This is a genomic window from Ruegeria sp. CDSC025, assembly GCF_059610805.1.
This window is the reverse complement of record NZ_JBXWOJ010000003.1, coordinates 397,528-411,658: the sequence shown is the minus strand read 5'-3', so window position 1 is coordinate 411,658 and position 14,131 is coordinate 397,528. Positions and strand designations below refer to the sequence as shown.

The following is a 14,131-nucleotide window of genomic DNA, read 5'->3' as shown; positions in this document are numbered from 1 at the left end:
AAAGTCAACACCAGCCGCGCAATTCAGGCGGCGGGCAGGGAAAACGTCAATTTTCCGGCTGGGAAAATCTGTATCTTTGGCACACTTTTTCGGCCGGTTTGATTTTTGTTAAGTCGCGCAGCCGGGCGGCTTGCTAGGGCTTGGAAAACACCAAGGAGAGCAGCCATGCCCGCAATCATCACCCGCGTGTTTGGTGAAGGTTTTCGTGTATTCTTTCTGTCCGCCGGCCTCTATGGCCTCTTTGTCGGAGTGGTTTGGGGGCTGTGGCTGACGGTGCCATATGCAGTGCCGGATTATGGCATGGCCCCGCCCATGTGGCACGCGCATGAGATGATCTTCGGCTATGCAACAGCCGCGCTGGGCGGGTTCTTTCTGACCGCGGTGCCAAATTGGACCGGCGCACCAGATGCGCGTGCGCAGTTCATAACGTTGGCCGCCGGATTGTGGTTGGCTGGTCGGATGGCGATGTGGTTTTCGGGAATGCTGCCTGCGGCGCTTGTGGCGGTGGTCGACCTGGCCTTTGTACCGATTCTGGCGGTCAAGATTGCAACCCAGCTCATCCGGAAGCCGAAACCTCAGAACATGCTCTTTCTGCTGTTGCTCAGCTTTATCTGGATTGCTGATCTGTTCACGCATCTTGAATGGACCGGGATGACGGATGACACATTGCATACCGGGCTGCGCGCGGGGTTGCTGGCGCTCTGCGCGATGATTGCCATTCTTGGCGGACGGATCACCCCGGCCTTTACCCGAAACGCCATGAGACGCGCGGGCGTTCCCGAGGCGAACTGGCCAATATCTGTGCCAATTCTGGACAAATCAGCGATGGCGGTTGCCCTGACCCTGCCACCAATCGTTCTGGTGCTGGGGTCAGGTGCTGTGGCTGGATCGATGGCGCTGGTTCTAGGGGTGGCACAGGTTTCGCGCATGGCCCGCTGGCGCGCGGGCTGGGCTGCGCGGGAGCCGATCTTATTGGCACTGTATCTTGGGCTTGCAATGCTGGCGCTGGGACTGATCCTCTGGGGGCTGTCAGTGCTGGGTTTCGGAAACGAGATCGCAGCCCTACACATCCTGGGCATCGGATGCGTCGGCGGCATGACCCTGGCGGTCATGAGCCGCGCCGCGCTTGGCCACAGTGGTCGCGCGCTGGTGGCACCGGGCCCAATGGCGGTGGCCTATGGTCTGATGGCGGTGGCGGCCCTGTCGCGGTGGATTGGGGCAGATCTGAATGCAGGTTACATGGTTGCGATGCTGCTGTCGGACGGGTTGTGGGTCAGCGCCTTTGCGCTTTTCCTGATCGCGATGTGGCCCGTGCTGACGGGTCCCAAAGTGCAACGGTCAGCGTGATTTCATTTCCTTTTGCAAGTCTTGACTTTCGTTAAGGATATACCATGCCCATCCCGTCATTTTGGCCAGACTAGCTAATCTGCGCAAAGGAGAGCGCAATGCGAGAAGTCATGACCAAGAGCATGGCACGCAATATATTCTATGGCGGGTCACTGTTCTTTATCCTCATCTTTCTGGCTCTGTCGGCCCATTCTCACTGGTATATCGTGAACTCTGAGAACGCAGCAAAGCTCGATGAAAGTGTGATCAGGGGCAAGCACGTCTGGGAAAAACACGCCTGCATCAACTGTCATACCATCCTTGGCGAAGGTGCATACTTTGCACCCGAGGTTGGCAATGTGATGACACGTTGGGGCGTGCTGGACGACCCGGAATCGGCCTTTGAAGCCCTCAAAGGCTGGATGGAGGCGCAGCCGACAGACATTCCCGGTCGTCGTCAGATGCCCAATTTCAACCTCAGCGACGAAGACATCCGTGATCTGACCAACTTTTTGATCTGGACGGACAATATCGACGCTCAGGACTGGCCGCCCAACGAGGCGGGCTGAGAAGGGAACGGAGCAATGAAATACGAATCCCAAAAAATCGCCTATGCCTACTTTGCGGTGGCAATGGCCCTATTCGCGATACAGGTTCTGGGCGGCCTTCTGGCCGGCTTTATCTATGTATCACCTAATTTCCTGAGCGAGCTTTTGCCGTTCAACATCGTGCGGATGCTGCACACCAACTCGCTGATCGTGTGGCTGATCCTCGGGTTCTTTGGTGCGGCCTATTTTCTGATCCCGGAAGAGGCCGAGCGTGAGATCCATTCGCCCATGCTGGCCTATCTGCAGCTGATCATTCTGGTGGTCGGTACACTGGGCGTGGTCTTGACCTATACGTTCAACCTGTTTGAAGGCAACTGGCTGCTGGGTAAAGAAGGGCGCGAGTTCCTTGAGCAACCGAAATGGGTCAAGGCCGGCATCGTCGTGGCCGCACTGATCTTCCTGTACAACGTGTCGATGACCGTTCTGAAGGGCAAGAAGACCGCGATCACCAACATCTTGTTGCTAGGTCTTTGGGGTTTGGCGCTGCTGTTCCTGTTTGCCTTCTACAACCCGGGCAACCTGTCCTTGGACAAGCAATACTGGTGGTATGTTGTCCACCTGTGGGTCGAAGGTGTCTGGGAACTGATCATGGCCTCGATCCTGGCCTATCTGATGCTGAAGCTGACTGGGGTAGACCGTGAGGTTGTCGAGAAATGGCTCTATGTCATTGTCGCCGCCGCGTTGTTTTCGGGTATCCTTGGTACAGGTCACCATTACTATTGGATAGGCACACCAGGGTACTGGCAGTGGATCGGCTCGATCTTCTCAAGCCTCGAAGTGATCCCCTTCTTTGCGATGATGGCCTTTGCCTTTGTGATGGTCTGGAAGGGCCGTCGGGACCACCCGAACAAAGCGGCGCTGCTGTGGTCGCTGGGCTGTGCCACATTGGCCTTCTTCGGTGCCGGTGTCTGGGGCTTCCTGCACACTCTGCACGGGGTGAACTACTATACCCACGGTACGCAGATCACTGCGGCTCACGGACACCTGGCGTTCTATGGTGCGTATGTCTGCCTCAACCTGGCAATCTTCAGCTATGCAATGCCGATCCTGAAGAACCGCGATCCTTATAATCAGGTTCTGAACATGGGCAGCTTCTGGCTGATGTCCAGCGGTATGGTTTTCATGACCTTTGTGCTGACCTTTGCTGGAACAGTGCAGACGCACATGCAGCGGGTGGTCGGAGACTACTTCATGGATGTGCAGGATCAGGTCGCGATCTTCTATTGGATGCGCCTTGGCTCTGGCATCGTCGTGGTCTTGGGTGCGCTGCTGTTCATCTACTCGATCTGGGTTCCCCGGAAAGAGATCATTGAATCCGGCGCGGCCGAAACCCCAGCGGAGTGATGGATATGGATGGCTCCATGAAACTGAGAACGGGGGCGGCTGACGCCCCCTTCTACCTGCCGCAGGGTGATGAATGTGACGTGTTCGCTGCTGCCTATACCAACAACCTGCCGGTCCTGCTGAAAGGCCCGACAGGTTGCGGCAAGACCCGGTTTGTGGCGCATATGGCCGCCAGCCTTGGCCGCCCGCTTTACACAGTGGCCTGTCACGATGACCTTGCCGCTGCGGACCTGATCGGGCGCTACCTGCTGAAAGGCGGGGAAACGATCTGGGTCGATGGGCCCCTGACCCACGCGGTGCGCGAAGGCGCGATCTGCTATCTGGATGAAGTAGTCGAGGCGCGCAAGGACGTGACCGTCGTGCTGCACCCGCTGACTGACGACAGGCGCATCCTGCCGATCGACCGCACCGGTGAGGAGCTTGTGGCCGCGCCTGGTTTCATGCTGGTCGCCTCATATAACCCCGGATATCAGAATATCCTGAAAACCTTGAAACCCTCGACCCGGCAGCGGTTCATCTCACTGGAGTTCGACTTTCCGTCGCCCGAGATGGAGGCAAAGGTGGTTGCTAAAGAAAGCGGGCTGGCGCTGGAACGCTGCAAGCCACTGATCCGCTTGGCAGGTAAACTGCGCGGGCTCAGGGGGCAGGATCTTGAAGAGGGCGTTTCCACCCGTCTGGTCGTCTATGCCGCCACGCTGATCGCGCAGGGCATGTCCACCGACCGCGCGATCCTTGCCGCCATGATAGAACCTCTGACAGATGACGAGGACATCAAACGCGGGCTCCTCGATCTTGTCACGGCTGTCTTTGGGTGAGGCCGGCCGATGGTCAGGATCGATTTTGAGCCATGGGAACCCGAAGAAACGATCGGGAAACTGTGGCACTCCCTTGCCAGCCGTCTCGATGCACCCCAGGTGCATATTGGAGCCGCGGTCGACCTTTCTGAGGTCGCGGGGCGGCTGGCAGTCCTTTTTCGCGGGCTTGGGGGCAGCCCGGGCGTTGAATTGCGCCCGGTCTCGCCCGAGGTTTCACACCATCGCCTAAGCTGGCGCCGTCGGTTGGGTACCGAAGTTGAACTGATGCCGCGCGCTTCGTTCGATGGCGAAGTGCTGCGCCTCCCGGACCGTCTGGCGGTGTTTCCCGCGCGCGAGGCGAACGGAGCGCTGTATGTTTGGTTGGCCGCCGCAGCGGCCCATGCGGGAACCCGGATCGTTGAAGATGATCCGTTGCGCGCCGATCTGCACGCGCTGAGCGCTGCACAAACCATGGTTAATGCAACCTTGGACAACGCCCCCGGCTTGCGACCGCTTTACACCGAGCTTTGCAAAGGTGTTCTGCATGACCGCAACAAATCCGGTCTCCCGCCCGTGGAAACAGCGGTTGAAGAACTGATCCGCCATCGGCTGGGCGACCCCGCGCCTTTATCCTCGAAGGCCAGGCAATTCATGTCATTTGACGATGACCCGACTGCCCCACGCGGATATCAACATTTCCGCCCTGTCCCTCTTTGGCCGGAATTACGCGCAGTTGGTTTTTCAGAGCATAACGATGTCGAAAACCCCGATACCGAAGGCCCGCCCGAGGAATCGGGTGAGAAAACCCACCGTGCCCGGCGGCGCAAATCCGACCAGGCTGAACGCAGTGACAGTTTTATCCTTCATAAATTCGAGGCGATCCTCAGCTGGGCCGAGTTTCTGAACATCAACCGTCGCATTGATGACGATGATCCCGACAATGCCAAAAAGGCCGCCGATGATCAGGATGAGATCGGTTTGGGCCAGATTTCCAAGGTGCCACCGACCAAGCTGAAATTGCATCTGGACCTGGCACCCGAGGATGTGAATCGCGAACGTCTGTCGGGCCGTATTCTCTATCCGGAATGGGACGTGCGCACTGGGCAATATCTGCCCGATCACGTCAACGTTCTAACCTCGGACGCCGATATTCGTGAGGATGCCGCCGAGTTTGGAAAAGACCCCGCAACCGCCCGCCGTATCCGCGCCGTCAAACGCCAGTTCGAAGCGCTGCGCCCGGGCCGGGTGATGACCCGAGGCCATCTGGACGGCGATCAACTGGACATAGAAGCCGCCGTTCGGGCGCAGGTTGACCGCTGTGCCAACGGTGAAGGTACCGAACGCATCTGGCAACAATCCCGCCCCGAGGCGCGCGATCTGGCGGTTTCTATCCTGCTGGATATCAGCCGCTCGACCGAAAGTGCCGTGACTGGCCGCGCCGTGATCGACATCGAACGCGAGGCGCTGGCAGCGCTGGCCTGGGGCCTGAACGCCTGTGGTGACGATTTCGCCATTCACGCCTTCAGTTCACTGAAACGACAGCGGGTCTATGTGCAACGCTGCAAACGGTTTGATGAGCTGATGGGCAGCCAGGTTGAACAGCGCATCGCATCGTTACGCCCGGGGCACTATACAAGGCTGGGTGCCGCGATCCGCCATTGCTCGGCCGATCTGGCCACCCAAACGCGTAAGCGCCGGTTGTTACTGGTGATCACCGATGGCAAACCCAATGATCTTGACCACTACGAAGGCCGCCACGGAATTGAAGACACCCACATGGCCGTGCGCGAGGCGCGCCGGGCCGGGCAATCGGTCTTTGGCGTCACCATCGACAAGACAGGTAAAAGCTGGTTCCCGCGGATGTTCGGGCAGGGCGGCTTTGCCGTCATCCCGGACCCGCAACGCCTGACCATGGCGCTGCCGCAAATCTACCGCCAACTGGTCGGCGCATGAGCGACGCGTCCCTTATCGACGAGTTGCCCGGCGAATTACTGATGTGGGTTCTGATCATTTCGGAACTGCTGGTCTTTGGTGCGGGCCTGATCGCTTTCATGGGCGTGCGCCTGACCGATCCGGCGGGCTTTGCCGAGGCGCAATCGCATCTGCACCGCACCGGAGCCGCGCTGAACACTGCGGTTCTGGTCACCTCTGGCTATCTGGCCGCGCAAGCCTTGCATTGGCGGCAGATTGCGCGCTGGACTGCTGCCCGCCTGGCGTTAATCGCAGCTGCCGCGCTGGGCGTTGTATTCCTGATTATCAAAGGCGTGGAATACGCGGACAAGGCTGCACAAGGAATTACCTACGAGACCCATCCGTTCTTCCTGTTCTACTATCTGCTCACCGGCTTCCACGCGGCACATGTGTTGGCTGGGGTTGTTATCCTGCTGCTGGTCGCCTGGCGGGACAATCCCCGCAACATCGAGGCCGGCGCCCAGTTTTGGCACATGGTCGATCTCGTCTGGATCATGCTGTTCCCCGTGATCTACCTGTTGGGATGACGGACATGACCCAAACCTCATCGGATCCAAAAAGCTCCCGCTGGATGCTCCCAAACCCGCTCACCCGCGCATGGCTCAGCCTGTTGGTTCTGAGCACCGCTTCGGCCCTGCTGACGATACTCCCCCTGTCCTCACCGGTGTTGAGCGCAGGCATTTTGATCCTGGCCCTGTCCAAAGCCCGCATTATCCTTGCACGATATCTGGACCTGACGCACAGCCCGGCCTGGCTGAGCGGTTTCACCATGGTACTGACCGGATTTGCGATGGTGATCTTCGGCCTCTCACTGTTTGACATGAAAAAAGCCGCCCCCGTGGGGCGGCAGTTCTCCAAGTGCGGGGACGCCTCAGTTATTGTGCGGCCATCGGCATTCGCGCGATCTGACACCGTTGCCACAGGGCCGATAAGGCACCGACCAGATGGTCGATATCTTCGTTCGTATGAACCGGAGAGGGGGTAATTCTCAGGCGTTCGGTGCCTTTGGGAACGGTCGGATAGTTGATCGGCTGAATATAGATCCCGAATTCTTCCAGCAGCGTATCCGAGATGAATTTGCATTTCACCGGGTCACCTACCATCACCGGGATGATGTGGCTGGGATTGGGCAAATGCGGGATGCCTTCGGCGTCCAGTTTGGCGCGCACCTGCGCAACGCGGGTTTTCTGCAGATCGCGCTCGGTATTGGATTGCTTGAGGTGTCGGATCGATGCGGCAGCGCCAGCTGCTATTGCGGGTGGGAGGGCGGTGGTAAATATGAACCCGCTGGCAAAGCTGCGGACAAAGTCACACAAGGCAGCGGATGCCGCGATGTAACCACCAACCACGCCGAAGGCCTTGCCCAGCGTCCCTTCTATGACGGTCAGGCGATCCATCAACCCTTCGCGTTCGGCGATGCCACCACCGCGCGAGCCATAAAGGCCAACGGCGTGGACCTCGTCCAGATAGGTCATCGCACCATATCTATCCGCCAGGTCGCAAATCTCTTTGATCGGAGCGATATCCCCATCCATCGAATAGACAGATTCGAAGGCGATCATCTTGGGCGCATCTGAACCGGCTGCGGCCAGCTTTGCCTCGAGGTCCGCCAGATCATTGTGCTTCCAGATCACTTTTTGTGCCCGCGAATGGCGGATGCCTTCAATCATGGAGGCATGGTTCAAAGCGTCCGAGAATACGATCAGACTTGGGATCTTCGCAGCCAGCGTCCCAAGTGCCGCCCAGTTCGACACATAGCCAGAGGTGAACAGAAGGGCGGCTTCTTTCCCGTGGAGGTCGGCCAGTTCCTGTTCCAGCAAAACGTGGTCATGTGTCGTGCCCGAGATATTGCGTGTGCCCCCTGCGCCCGCGCCGCAACGGTCGAGTGCATCGTGCATTGCCCCGACTACGTCAGGATGCTGGCCCATTCCCAGATAGTCGTTGGAACACCAAATTCGTACGTCGCGCTGTAAAGCGCCGTCCGTCTGGCGTGCATTCGGGAACGCGCCACAGCGGCGCTGTAGATCAATGAAGATGCGGTAGTTGCCTTCGTCGCGCAGATGCTCAAGGCTTTCGCCAAAAAAACGCTCGTAGTCCATCTCGAACACTCCTGGGAATACTGGCTTTCCAGCAAGACTATGTGCCGGACCCGCTACGCAACATGACAAATGTCAAGCCGCAGAAAGGAAAGGCTGGCTTGGAAGCCGAAGGTTTGGCATAGCCTTGAGAGGACGGACGTACTGATCGGGTACGCAACTAGAAAAGAGGGGAAAGCTTCGTGGCGCATGAGGCACTAAAAGCGATCGCCAAGCAGTCACTATTGCTCAAAAGCTTTCCCGAGCATCATATCGACACGCTGTTAAGCCACGCGATTTGGCGGAAATATGATCGCGGAGAGACGATTTTTCTACAGGAAGAAAAAGCCCAGGCCATTCATGTGGTTCTGTCGGGCTGGGTAAAGCTGTTTCGCATGTCCCCTACCGGTGCCGAAGCAGTTGTCAGCGTTTTCACCCGCGGCGAAAGCTTTGGCGAGGCGGTCGCCTTGCGTAACGTTCCCTATCCGGTTTCGGCCGAGGCAGTTTCGGCCTGTGAGATCATGCACATTCCAAGTCCGGTCCTTTTGTCCCTTATGCGAGAGGACCCGGAAATTGGGGTGTCAATTCTGGCAGCTACCTTTACCCATCTGCATTCTCTGGTCGCCCAGCTTGAGCAGCTTAAGGCCCAGACCGGCGCACAGCGGGTGGCAGAATTTCTTCTGACTCTCTGCGAAGCCGAGATGGGGGACTGTGTTGTCGAGCTGCCCTATGACAAGATGTTGATTGCCGGGCGCCTGGGCATGAAGCCCGAAAGCCTGAGCCGCGCCTTTTCCCGGCTAAAGCCGTTTGGCGTTAAAATTGACCGGACACATGCCCTGCTCTCGGACATTCAAGTACTGCGAGACTATGCAGAAAGTGACCCCTCCGAAAAGTGACCGAATTTATTGGCCGGTGTTTGCCGGGTGCGCCAAAGAGCCCCGAGAACGTGCTTCTTTATTCAGGCTAGGACATGCGCATCGATCCCGTGAACACGATTCCCTGTTTCCGGATAAGGGCCTTGTGCAACGTCAGGTAATCCAGAACTTCAAAACAAGCTGGTTTTGGTGCTTGCTGGGTCCATGCAGCTGAGGTGATATGCCGTCAAGTTCCAGTCGGCATCTTCCGTCTGTTCTTAGGGTCGAAATCGAATGGGAAACTCTAACCTTTAGGGGCTTCTACGATGTCAAAAATCCGTTCAACGACTATCTAATTGGAACCGGCATTCTGACAGAGTTGATTACCGCTTTCCTGTCGATAGTCATTTTTTTTGCGGCTTCGGCGGAGGAAGATTGTCTCAACATCTTTGCCCACATGCGGGATGTTTTGCTTACGGTTCTAGAGTTGACCGAAGCTGAGCGGCTGCCTGAAACCAACACCTTTATCCAGCATAGTTTTGGCGGATCCAAATTTGCAGCACGCGATGATAAGCATGTGAGCACCGGATACGAACAGCATGTTGCAAAGGCTTATATGCAGGGACCCGTGTTTACCACCGGGTCAGTGCATCTTCGTCTTCGTCCTTGGCCGAAACCCACTCCGCACCAGCGGTGGTGATTTCTTTCTTCCAGAAGGGGGCGCGGGATTTTAGGTAGTCCATCAGATATTCGGCCGCCTCGAACGCATCCTTGCGATGCGGTGCGGCAGTGGCCACCATCATGATCCGATCCCCCGGAGCGAGCCTGCCATGCCGATGGATCACCAGCACATTGCCCAGCGACCAGCGGTCTATTGCTTCTTGCGCAATCTGGGTCAAGGCCCGTTCAGTCATGCCCGGATAATGCTCAATCTCCATCACGTCCAAATCGCCCGTGGCCAGATCACGCACAACACCGGTAAAGGTCACGATTGCGCCATTTGCAGCATCGCCCGCCGCAAAGTCATTTGCCTCGGTACCTAGGTCAAACGGGTCTTCCTGCACCACGATGCGCATGACCTCAGCCACCTGTCATTGGTGGGAAAAAGGCAACCTCACGAACGCCCGCCAACGGGGCGTCAAAATCCGACAATTCCTGATCCAGCGCAACACGTAAGGCCGACAGATCCGCAAAGGCCGCTGCATAGCGATCCTCGCGCGCGCTAAGTTCTGCGACCAGATCGGATACGGTGGCCGCCTCGGTTTCAACCCGTTCTTTCGGCAGTCCGATCCGTTCGCGGACCCATGCGAAATACAGCACATCCATCCCTTAGTTCTCCTTCAGGTGTGGCATGGCTTTACGTAGGTAGTCATAGCCGGTGATCAATGTCAGCGCTGCTGCGATCCACAGCAGCCACAGGCCGATCCGACTGGACCAGAACATCCCTTCAAGATGCCAGCGCAGGCCGTTCAGGTCGTCTTCCTGCCCGGTCAGAATCTGGTCGATCAGCGTTGGGTCCATGCCGAAGCTGGCCATCACAAAGTAATGCTCGAAGATGCCCTGTGAAAACAAGACGGCTATCGCCACCATCTGAGCCGTGGTTTTCCATTTGGCAAGTTTGGTAACTTTCAGCGTTCCAGCCGTATCACCCAGATATTCGCGCAGGCCTGACACAAAGACCTCTCGAAACAGGATCACAGTGGCAGGCAGGACCAGCCACGGCGTCCAGTGTTCGGCCGAATACCCGACCAAGATCATCAGCGCGATCACCACCATCGCCTTATCGGCAATCGGGTCCAGCATGGCGCCAATTTTTGTTTCCTGCTTCCACGCTCGTGCCAGATAGCCATCGAACCAGTCGGTTAAGGCGGCTGTCAGAAACAGGATCAACGCGAACCAGTCGGCATAGGGCCGGGTGAAATACAAAAACATCACGGCCAGCCCCGGGGCTGCCAGCAGACGCAGGACGGTCAGAATATTGGGCAGGTTCCACTTCATGCAGCGGACCCTACATCGCTAAAATCCAACAGAAAAGATAGACAGTCAAAAAACCGTACTTGTCCCCTGAACTTGGTCAAAGCGCCGCAGGCAGCGCGTGGTGCGTCCATGCCCCTTGGAGTTTGTTCTATTTGCGGTCAGGTTCACCGCACGTATCCGGGACAGAAGGCACCTCATGACAGCTCATATACAAACCGATGCCCGGTCAAATCTGACCGGCAGCCTGTGGATGATCGCCGCAATGGCGGGGTTTGCGCTGGAAGACGCGCTGTTGAAAGCGGCTTCGGGTGCCGTACCGATCTGGCAGGTGATGGTTCTGTTCGGGGTGGGTGGGGCGCTGGTCTTTGCGGCGGTTGCACTGGCGCGCGGCACGCAACTTTTTCAGCCGGATGTCCTGTCGCGCCCGATGAAAGTGCGCGTGCTCTTCGAGGTATTCGGACGGTTATTCTATGTCTTAGCCATTGTGCTGACGCCTTTGTCTTCAGCTACTGTGATTTTGCAGGCCACTCCGTTGGTCGTTGTCGCTGGCGCTGCGCTGATCTTTGGTGAAACAGTTGGCTGGCGACGGTGGAGCGCGATTCTGATCGGTCTGATTGGCGTTGTAGTCATCCTGCAACCGACCGGAGACAGCTTTTCGGCGCTGTCCATTCTGGCGGTGCTGGGCATGTTGGGCTTTGCCGGTCGCGATCTGGCCAGCCGCGCGGCCCCGGCGACACTGGGGACCGAGGTTTTGGGCTTTTACGGCTTCCTCAGCATCATCGTTGCCGGTTTGGCCTATCGCCTGTGGGAGGACGTGCCAATCGTCCCGCTCGATCTGTACAACGGTCTGTTTCTGACCGGTGCGGTGCTTATGGGTGTGATGGCCTATGCCTCGCTTATGAAGGCGATGCGGATTGGAGAGGTCTCGGCCGTGACGCCGTTCCGCTATACGCGTCTGCTGTTCGGTATCGGTCTGGGCGTGTTCCTGTTCGGCGAGCAACTAGACCAGACCATGTGGATCGGCAGCGCGCTGATTGTGGCCTCGGGGCTGTACATCCTGTGGCGCGGGCGGCGGGCCTAGCCCTTGTCGTGGAAGAAATCATAGACTTTTTGCGCCAAGCCGGCCGAAATCCCCTCGACCGCTTTCAGATCGGCCAGGTTGGCCCGGCCAACTGCTTTGGCGCTGCCGAAATGAGCCAACAGGGCACGTTTGCGCGCGGCCCCTACGCCGGGGATTTCATCCAGCGGTGTGGCCCCCACGGCCTTGGCACGCTTGGCTCGATGTGTGCCGATGGCAAACCGGTGGGCCTCGTCTCTTAGGCGCTGAATGAAATAGAGCACCGGGTCGTTGCGTTTCAGCGCAAAGGGCCTTTGGCCGGTGCGGTGAAATTCTTCCTTACCATGGTCGCGGTCAACGCCTTTGGCGACACCGATCATGGGGATCTCCTCGACCCCGTGCTGCGCCATAATCTCATGGACGGCGCTCACTTGCCCGGCGCCACCGTCAATCAGCAGCAGATCGGGCCACATTCCCTTGTCACGGTCGGGGTCTTCTTTTTGCAGGCGGGTAAAGCGGCGGGTCAGCACCTCTTTCATCATGCCAAAGTCGTCACCGGGGGTCAGGTCATCTCCACGAATGTTGAACTTGCGATAGGCATTTTTCATGAAACCTTCGGGGCCGGCCACGATCATGCCGCCCACGGCATTTGTTCCTTGAATATGGGAGTTGTCGTAGACTTCGATCCGGTTTGGCGGGGCATCCAGATTAAATGCCTCGGCGATCCCGCGCAACAGTTTGGCCTGCGTGGCACTTTCCGACATCCGCCGGGCCAGGGATTCACGCGCGTTGCGTATGGCCCCTGCGACAAGTTCTTGTTTCTCACCACGCTGGGGCACAAGGATTTCTACCTTGCGACCGGCTTTTTCGGTCAGCGCCTCTTGCATCAGATCGGCGTTTTCAATGGCATCTGACAGGATCAACTGACGGGGTGGTTCCTTGTTGTCGTAGAACTGACCCAGAAACGCCTCCATCACCTCGGCGGCTGACACATCTGCCCCGACGCGGGGATAGAAGTCCTTGTTGCCCCAGTTCTGGTTGGCGCGGATGAAGAACACCTGAACGCAAGCCTGCCCACTGTCCATATACAGGCCGATCACATCCGCCTCGGCCACACCGCGCGGGTTAATGCCTTGCGAGGTCTGCACCTGCGTCAGCGCCCGGATACGATCGCGCAGGCCAGCGGCGCGTTCAAACTCCATCGCCTCAGACGCGGCCATCATCTGTTCGGCCAGCTCCTCTTGCACTTTGGTCGACCGGCCTGACAGGAATCGTTCCGCATCCTTGACGCTTTCACGGTAATCCCGATCCGAGATCAACCCGACACAAGGCCCAGAACACCGCTTGATCTGATAGAGCAGGCAGGGACGGGTGCGGCTTTCGAACATCGAGTCAGAACAGTTGCGCAGCAGGAAGGCCTTTTGCAGCTGGTTCAGGGTTCGGTTCACGGCACCCGCGCTGGCGAAGGGGCCGAAATACGCGCCCTTTTCCTTTTTTGCTCCCCGGTGCTTTTTGATCTGTGGAAAGACATGGTCCTTTGCCACCAGAATATTGGGAAAGCTTTTGTCGTCGCGCAGCAGCACGTTGTATTTCGGTTTGAGCTGCTTGATCAGGTTCTGTTCAAGCAGCAGCGCCTCGGTCTCGGTCCGGGTCGTCAGGAACATCATCGAGGCCGTGGCCGCAATCATCCGCTCGATCCGGCCAGAGTGTCCCGGTCTTGTATAGTTCGACACCCGTGCCTTCAGATTGCGCGCCTTGCCGACGTAAAGAACTCGGCTGTCCGCATCCAGCATCCTGTACACGCCAGGTGAACTGTCGAGCGTTTTCGCATATCGCTGGATGCAGGCGTATCCTGTCGACTGGGCGTCATTCTGAGAGCTGTTGGTGTCGTCTTGAGAGGTCATGGCCAAAATATGTGATTCTTTGACCATGGCTGCAATCTTGAGCGCTTCAGATCAAGGGAAAACAAATCCACGTATTCTGTGGATAACTGTGCAGATAACTTTTGTTGGGCTTGAATTTTCCCTTGTTTCATTAAGGATTCCTTGATTTGCTTAAAAAATAGGCACATATGTAATCTATTGAATTTAAACAGTAAAAATTTCTACACATGGCAAGTGTATGA

The 14,131-nt window shown here is 57.6% G+C and carries 14 protein-coding genes; 9 read left to right on the top strand and 5 right to left on the bottom strand.

The genetic code is table 11. The features are described 5' to 3' along the window. Positions 1–165: 165 nt before the first annotated feature. The 7 genes from AC2FH8_RS07525 to AC2FH8_RS07495 all read left to right on the top strand — a co-directional run bounded on the left by AC2FH8_RS07525 (position 166) and on the right by AC2FH8_RS07495 (position 7,028). Positions 166–1,347 (top strand): NnrS family protein, encoded by a 1,182-nt coding sequence (locus AC2FH8_RS07525; RefSeq protein ID WP_496689120.1) that lies wholly within the window; start codon positions 166–168, stop codon positions 1,345–1,347. 98 nt (positions 1,348–1,445) lie between these two features. Then, a complete protein-coding gene (locus AC2FH8_RS07520; protein WP_142635251.1) occupies positions 1,446–1,895 on the top strand; it encodes a c-type cytochrome in 450 nt (149 codons plus the stop codon). Positions 1,896–1,910: 15 nt separating this feature from the next. Further along, positions 1,911–3,278, top strand: coding sequence for a cbb3-type cytochrome c oxidase subunit I (locus AC2FH8_RS07515; RefSeq protein WP_142635253.1), 1,368 nt, complete (start codon positions 1,911–1,913; stop codon positions 3,276–3,278). Next, complete coding sequence (locus AC2FH8_RS07510) at positions 3,278–4,093, top strand: CbbQ/NirQ/NorQ/GpvN family protein (protein WP_496689118.1); 816 nt, start codon at positions 3,278–3,280, stop codon at positions 4,091–4,093. Before AC2FH8_RS07515 ends, AC2FH8_RS07510 begins: the two co-directional genes overlap by 1 nt. Before the next feature lie 9 nt (positions 4,094–4,102). Then, positions 4,103–6,025, top strand: a complete 1,923-nt coding sequence (locus tag AC2FH8_RS07505) for a nitric oxide reductase activation protein NorD (protein WP_496689116.1) — start codon at positions 4,103–4,105, stop codon at positions 6,023–6,025. Further along, complete coding sequence (locus tag AC2FH8_RS07500) at positions 6,022–6,570, top strand: cytochrome c oxidase subunit 3 (RefSeq protein WP_496689114.1); 549 nt, start codon at positions 6,022–6,024, stop codon at positions 6,568–6,570. The genes AC2FH8_RS07505 and AC2FH8_RS07500 overlap by 4 nt, the downstream gene beginning before the upstream one ends. After that, complete coding sequence (locus tag AC2FH8_RS07495; RefSeq protein WP_496689112.1) at positions 6,567–7,028, top strand: cytochrome C oxidase subunit IV family protein; 462 nt, start codon at positions 6,567–6,569, stop codon at positions 7,026–7,028. The genes AC2FH8_RS07500 and AC2FH8_RS07495 overlap by 4 nt, the downstream gene beginning before the upstream one ends. On the opposite strand, the gene hemA is transcribed toward AC2FH8_RS07495, so the two are convergent. Continuing rightward, positions 6,919–8,142, bottom strand: coding sequence for a 5-aminolevulinate synthase (gene hemA, locus AC2FH8_RS07490; protein WP_496689110.1), 1,224 nt, complete (start codon positions 8,140–8,142; stop codon positions 6,919–6,921). The genes AC2FH8_RS07495 and hemA overlap by 110 nt on opposite strands. A gap of 179 nt (positions 8,143–8,321) precedes the next feature. Here hemA and AC2FH8_RS07485 point away from each other — a divergent pair, with 179 nt between their 5' ends. Next, on the top strand, positions 8,322–9,014 hold the full coding sequence (locus tag AC2FH8_RS07485) for a Crp/Fnr family transcriptional regulator (protein ID WP_142635263.1): 693 nt from the start codon (positions 8,322–8,324) through the stop codon (positions 9,012–9,014). A gap of 590 nt (positions 9,015–9,604) precedes the next feature. Here the strand turns inward: AC2FH8_RS07485 and AC2FH8_RS07480 are convergent. The 3 genes from AC2FH8_RS07480 to pgsA are packed head-to-tail and all read right to left on the bottom strand — an operon-like array spanning position 9,605 to position 10,970. Further along, a complete protein-coding gene (locus tag AC2FH8_RS07480) occupies positions 9,605–10,048 on the bottom strand; it encodes a molybdenum cofactor biosynthesis protein MoaE (protein ID WP_142635265.1) in 444 nt (147 codons plus the stop codon). 4 nt (positions 10,049–10,052) lie between these two features. Further along, a complete protein-coding gene (moaD, locus tag AC2FH8_RS07475; protein WP_142635267.1) occupies positions 10,053–10,298 on the bottom strand; it encodes a molybdopterin converting factor subunit 1 in 246 nt (81 codons plus the stop codon). Between the two features lie 3 nt (positions 10,299–10,301). Further along, positions 10,302–10,970: a CDP-diacylglycerol--glycerol-3-phosphate 3-phosphatidyltransferase gene (gene pgsA / locus AC2FH8_RS07470; RefSeq protein WP_142635269.1), complete on the bottom strand. Its 669-nt coding sequence runs from the start codon at positions 10,968–10,970 to the stop codon at positions 10,302–10,304. Between the two features lie 175 nt (positions 10,971–11,145). On the opposite strand from pgsA, the gene AC2FH8_RS07465 reads away from it, so the two are divergent. Next, positions 11,146–12,030: a DMT family transporter gene (locus AC2FH8_RS07465; protein WP_281995276.1), complete on the top strand. Its 885-nt coding sequence runs from the start codon at positions 11,146–11,148 to the stop codon at positions 12,028–12,030. On the opposite strand, the gene uvrC is transcribed toward AC2FH8_RS07465, so the two are convergent. Next, positions 12,027–13,910 carry an excinuclease ABC subunit UvrC gene (gene uvrC, locus AC2FH8_RS07460; protein ID WP_496689107.1) on the bottom strand — a complete coding sequence of 628 codons (1,884 nt, stop codon included), beginning with the start codon at positions 13,908–13,910 and terminating at the stop codon, positions 12,027–12,029. The two genes, AC2FH8_RS07465 and uvrC, sit on opposite strands and share 4 nt — an antisense overlap. Positions 13,911–14,131 lie beyond the last annotated feature (221 nt).

Bases quoted from the DNA above. Each gene is read 5' to 3' on its own strand.
- AC2FH8_RS07525 (WP_496689120.1), top strand. From the start codon at position 166: ATGCCCGCAATCATCACCCGCGTGTTTGGTGAAGGTTTTCGTGTATTC.
- AC2FH8_RS07520 (WP_142635251.1), top strand. From the start codon at position 1,446: ATGCGAGAAGTCATGACCAAGAGCATGGCACGCAATATATTCTATGGC.
- AC2FH8_RS07515 (WP_142635253.1), top strand. From the start codon at position 1,911: ATGAAATACGAATCCCAAAAAATCGCCTATGCCTACTTTGCGGTGGCA.
- AC2FH8_RS07510 (WP_496689118.1), top strand. From the start codon at position 3,278: ATGGATATGGATGGCTCCATGAAACTGAGAACGGGGGCGGCTGACGCC.
- AC2FH8_RS07505 (WP_496689116.1), top strand. From the start codon at position 4,103: ATGGTCAGGATCGATTTTGAGCCATGGGAACCCGAAGAAACGATCGGG.
- AC2FH8_RS07500 (WP_496689114.1), top strand. From the start codon at position 6,022: ATGAGCGACGCGTCCCTTATCGACGAGTTGCCCGGCGAATTACTGATG.
- AC2FH8_RS07495 (WP_496689112.1), top strand. From the start codon at position 6,567: ATGACGGACATGACCCAAACCTCATCGGATCCAAAAAGCTCCCGCTGG.
- hemA (WP_496689110.1), bottom strand. From the start codon at position 8,142: ATGGACTACGAGCGTTTTTTTGGCGAAAGCCTTGAGCATCTGCGCGAC.
- AC2FH8_RS07480 (WP_142635265.1), bottom strand. From the start codon at position 10,048: ATGCGCATCGTGGTGCAGGAAGACCCGTTTGACCTAGGTACCGAGGCA.
- moaD (WP_142635267.1), bottom strand. From the start codon at position 10,298: ATGGATGTGCTGTATTTCGCATGGGTCCGCGAACGGATCGGACTGCCG.
- pgsA (WP_142635269.1), bottom strand. From the start codon at position 10,970: ATGAAGTGGAACCTGCCCAATATTCTGACCGTCCTGCGTCTGCTGGCA.
- AC2FH8_RS07465 (WP_281995276.1), top strand. From the start codon at position 11,146: ATGACAGCTCATATACAAACCGATGCCCGGTCAAATCTGACCGGCAGC.
- uvrC (WP_496689107.1), bottom strand. From the start codon at position 13,910: ATGACCTCTCAAGACGACACCAACAGCTCTCAGAATGACGCCCAGTCG.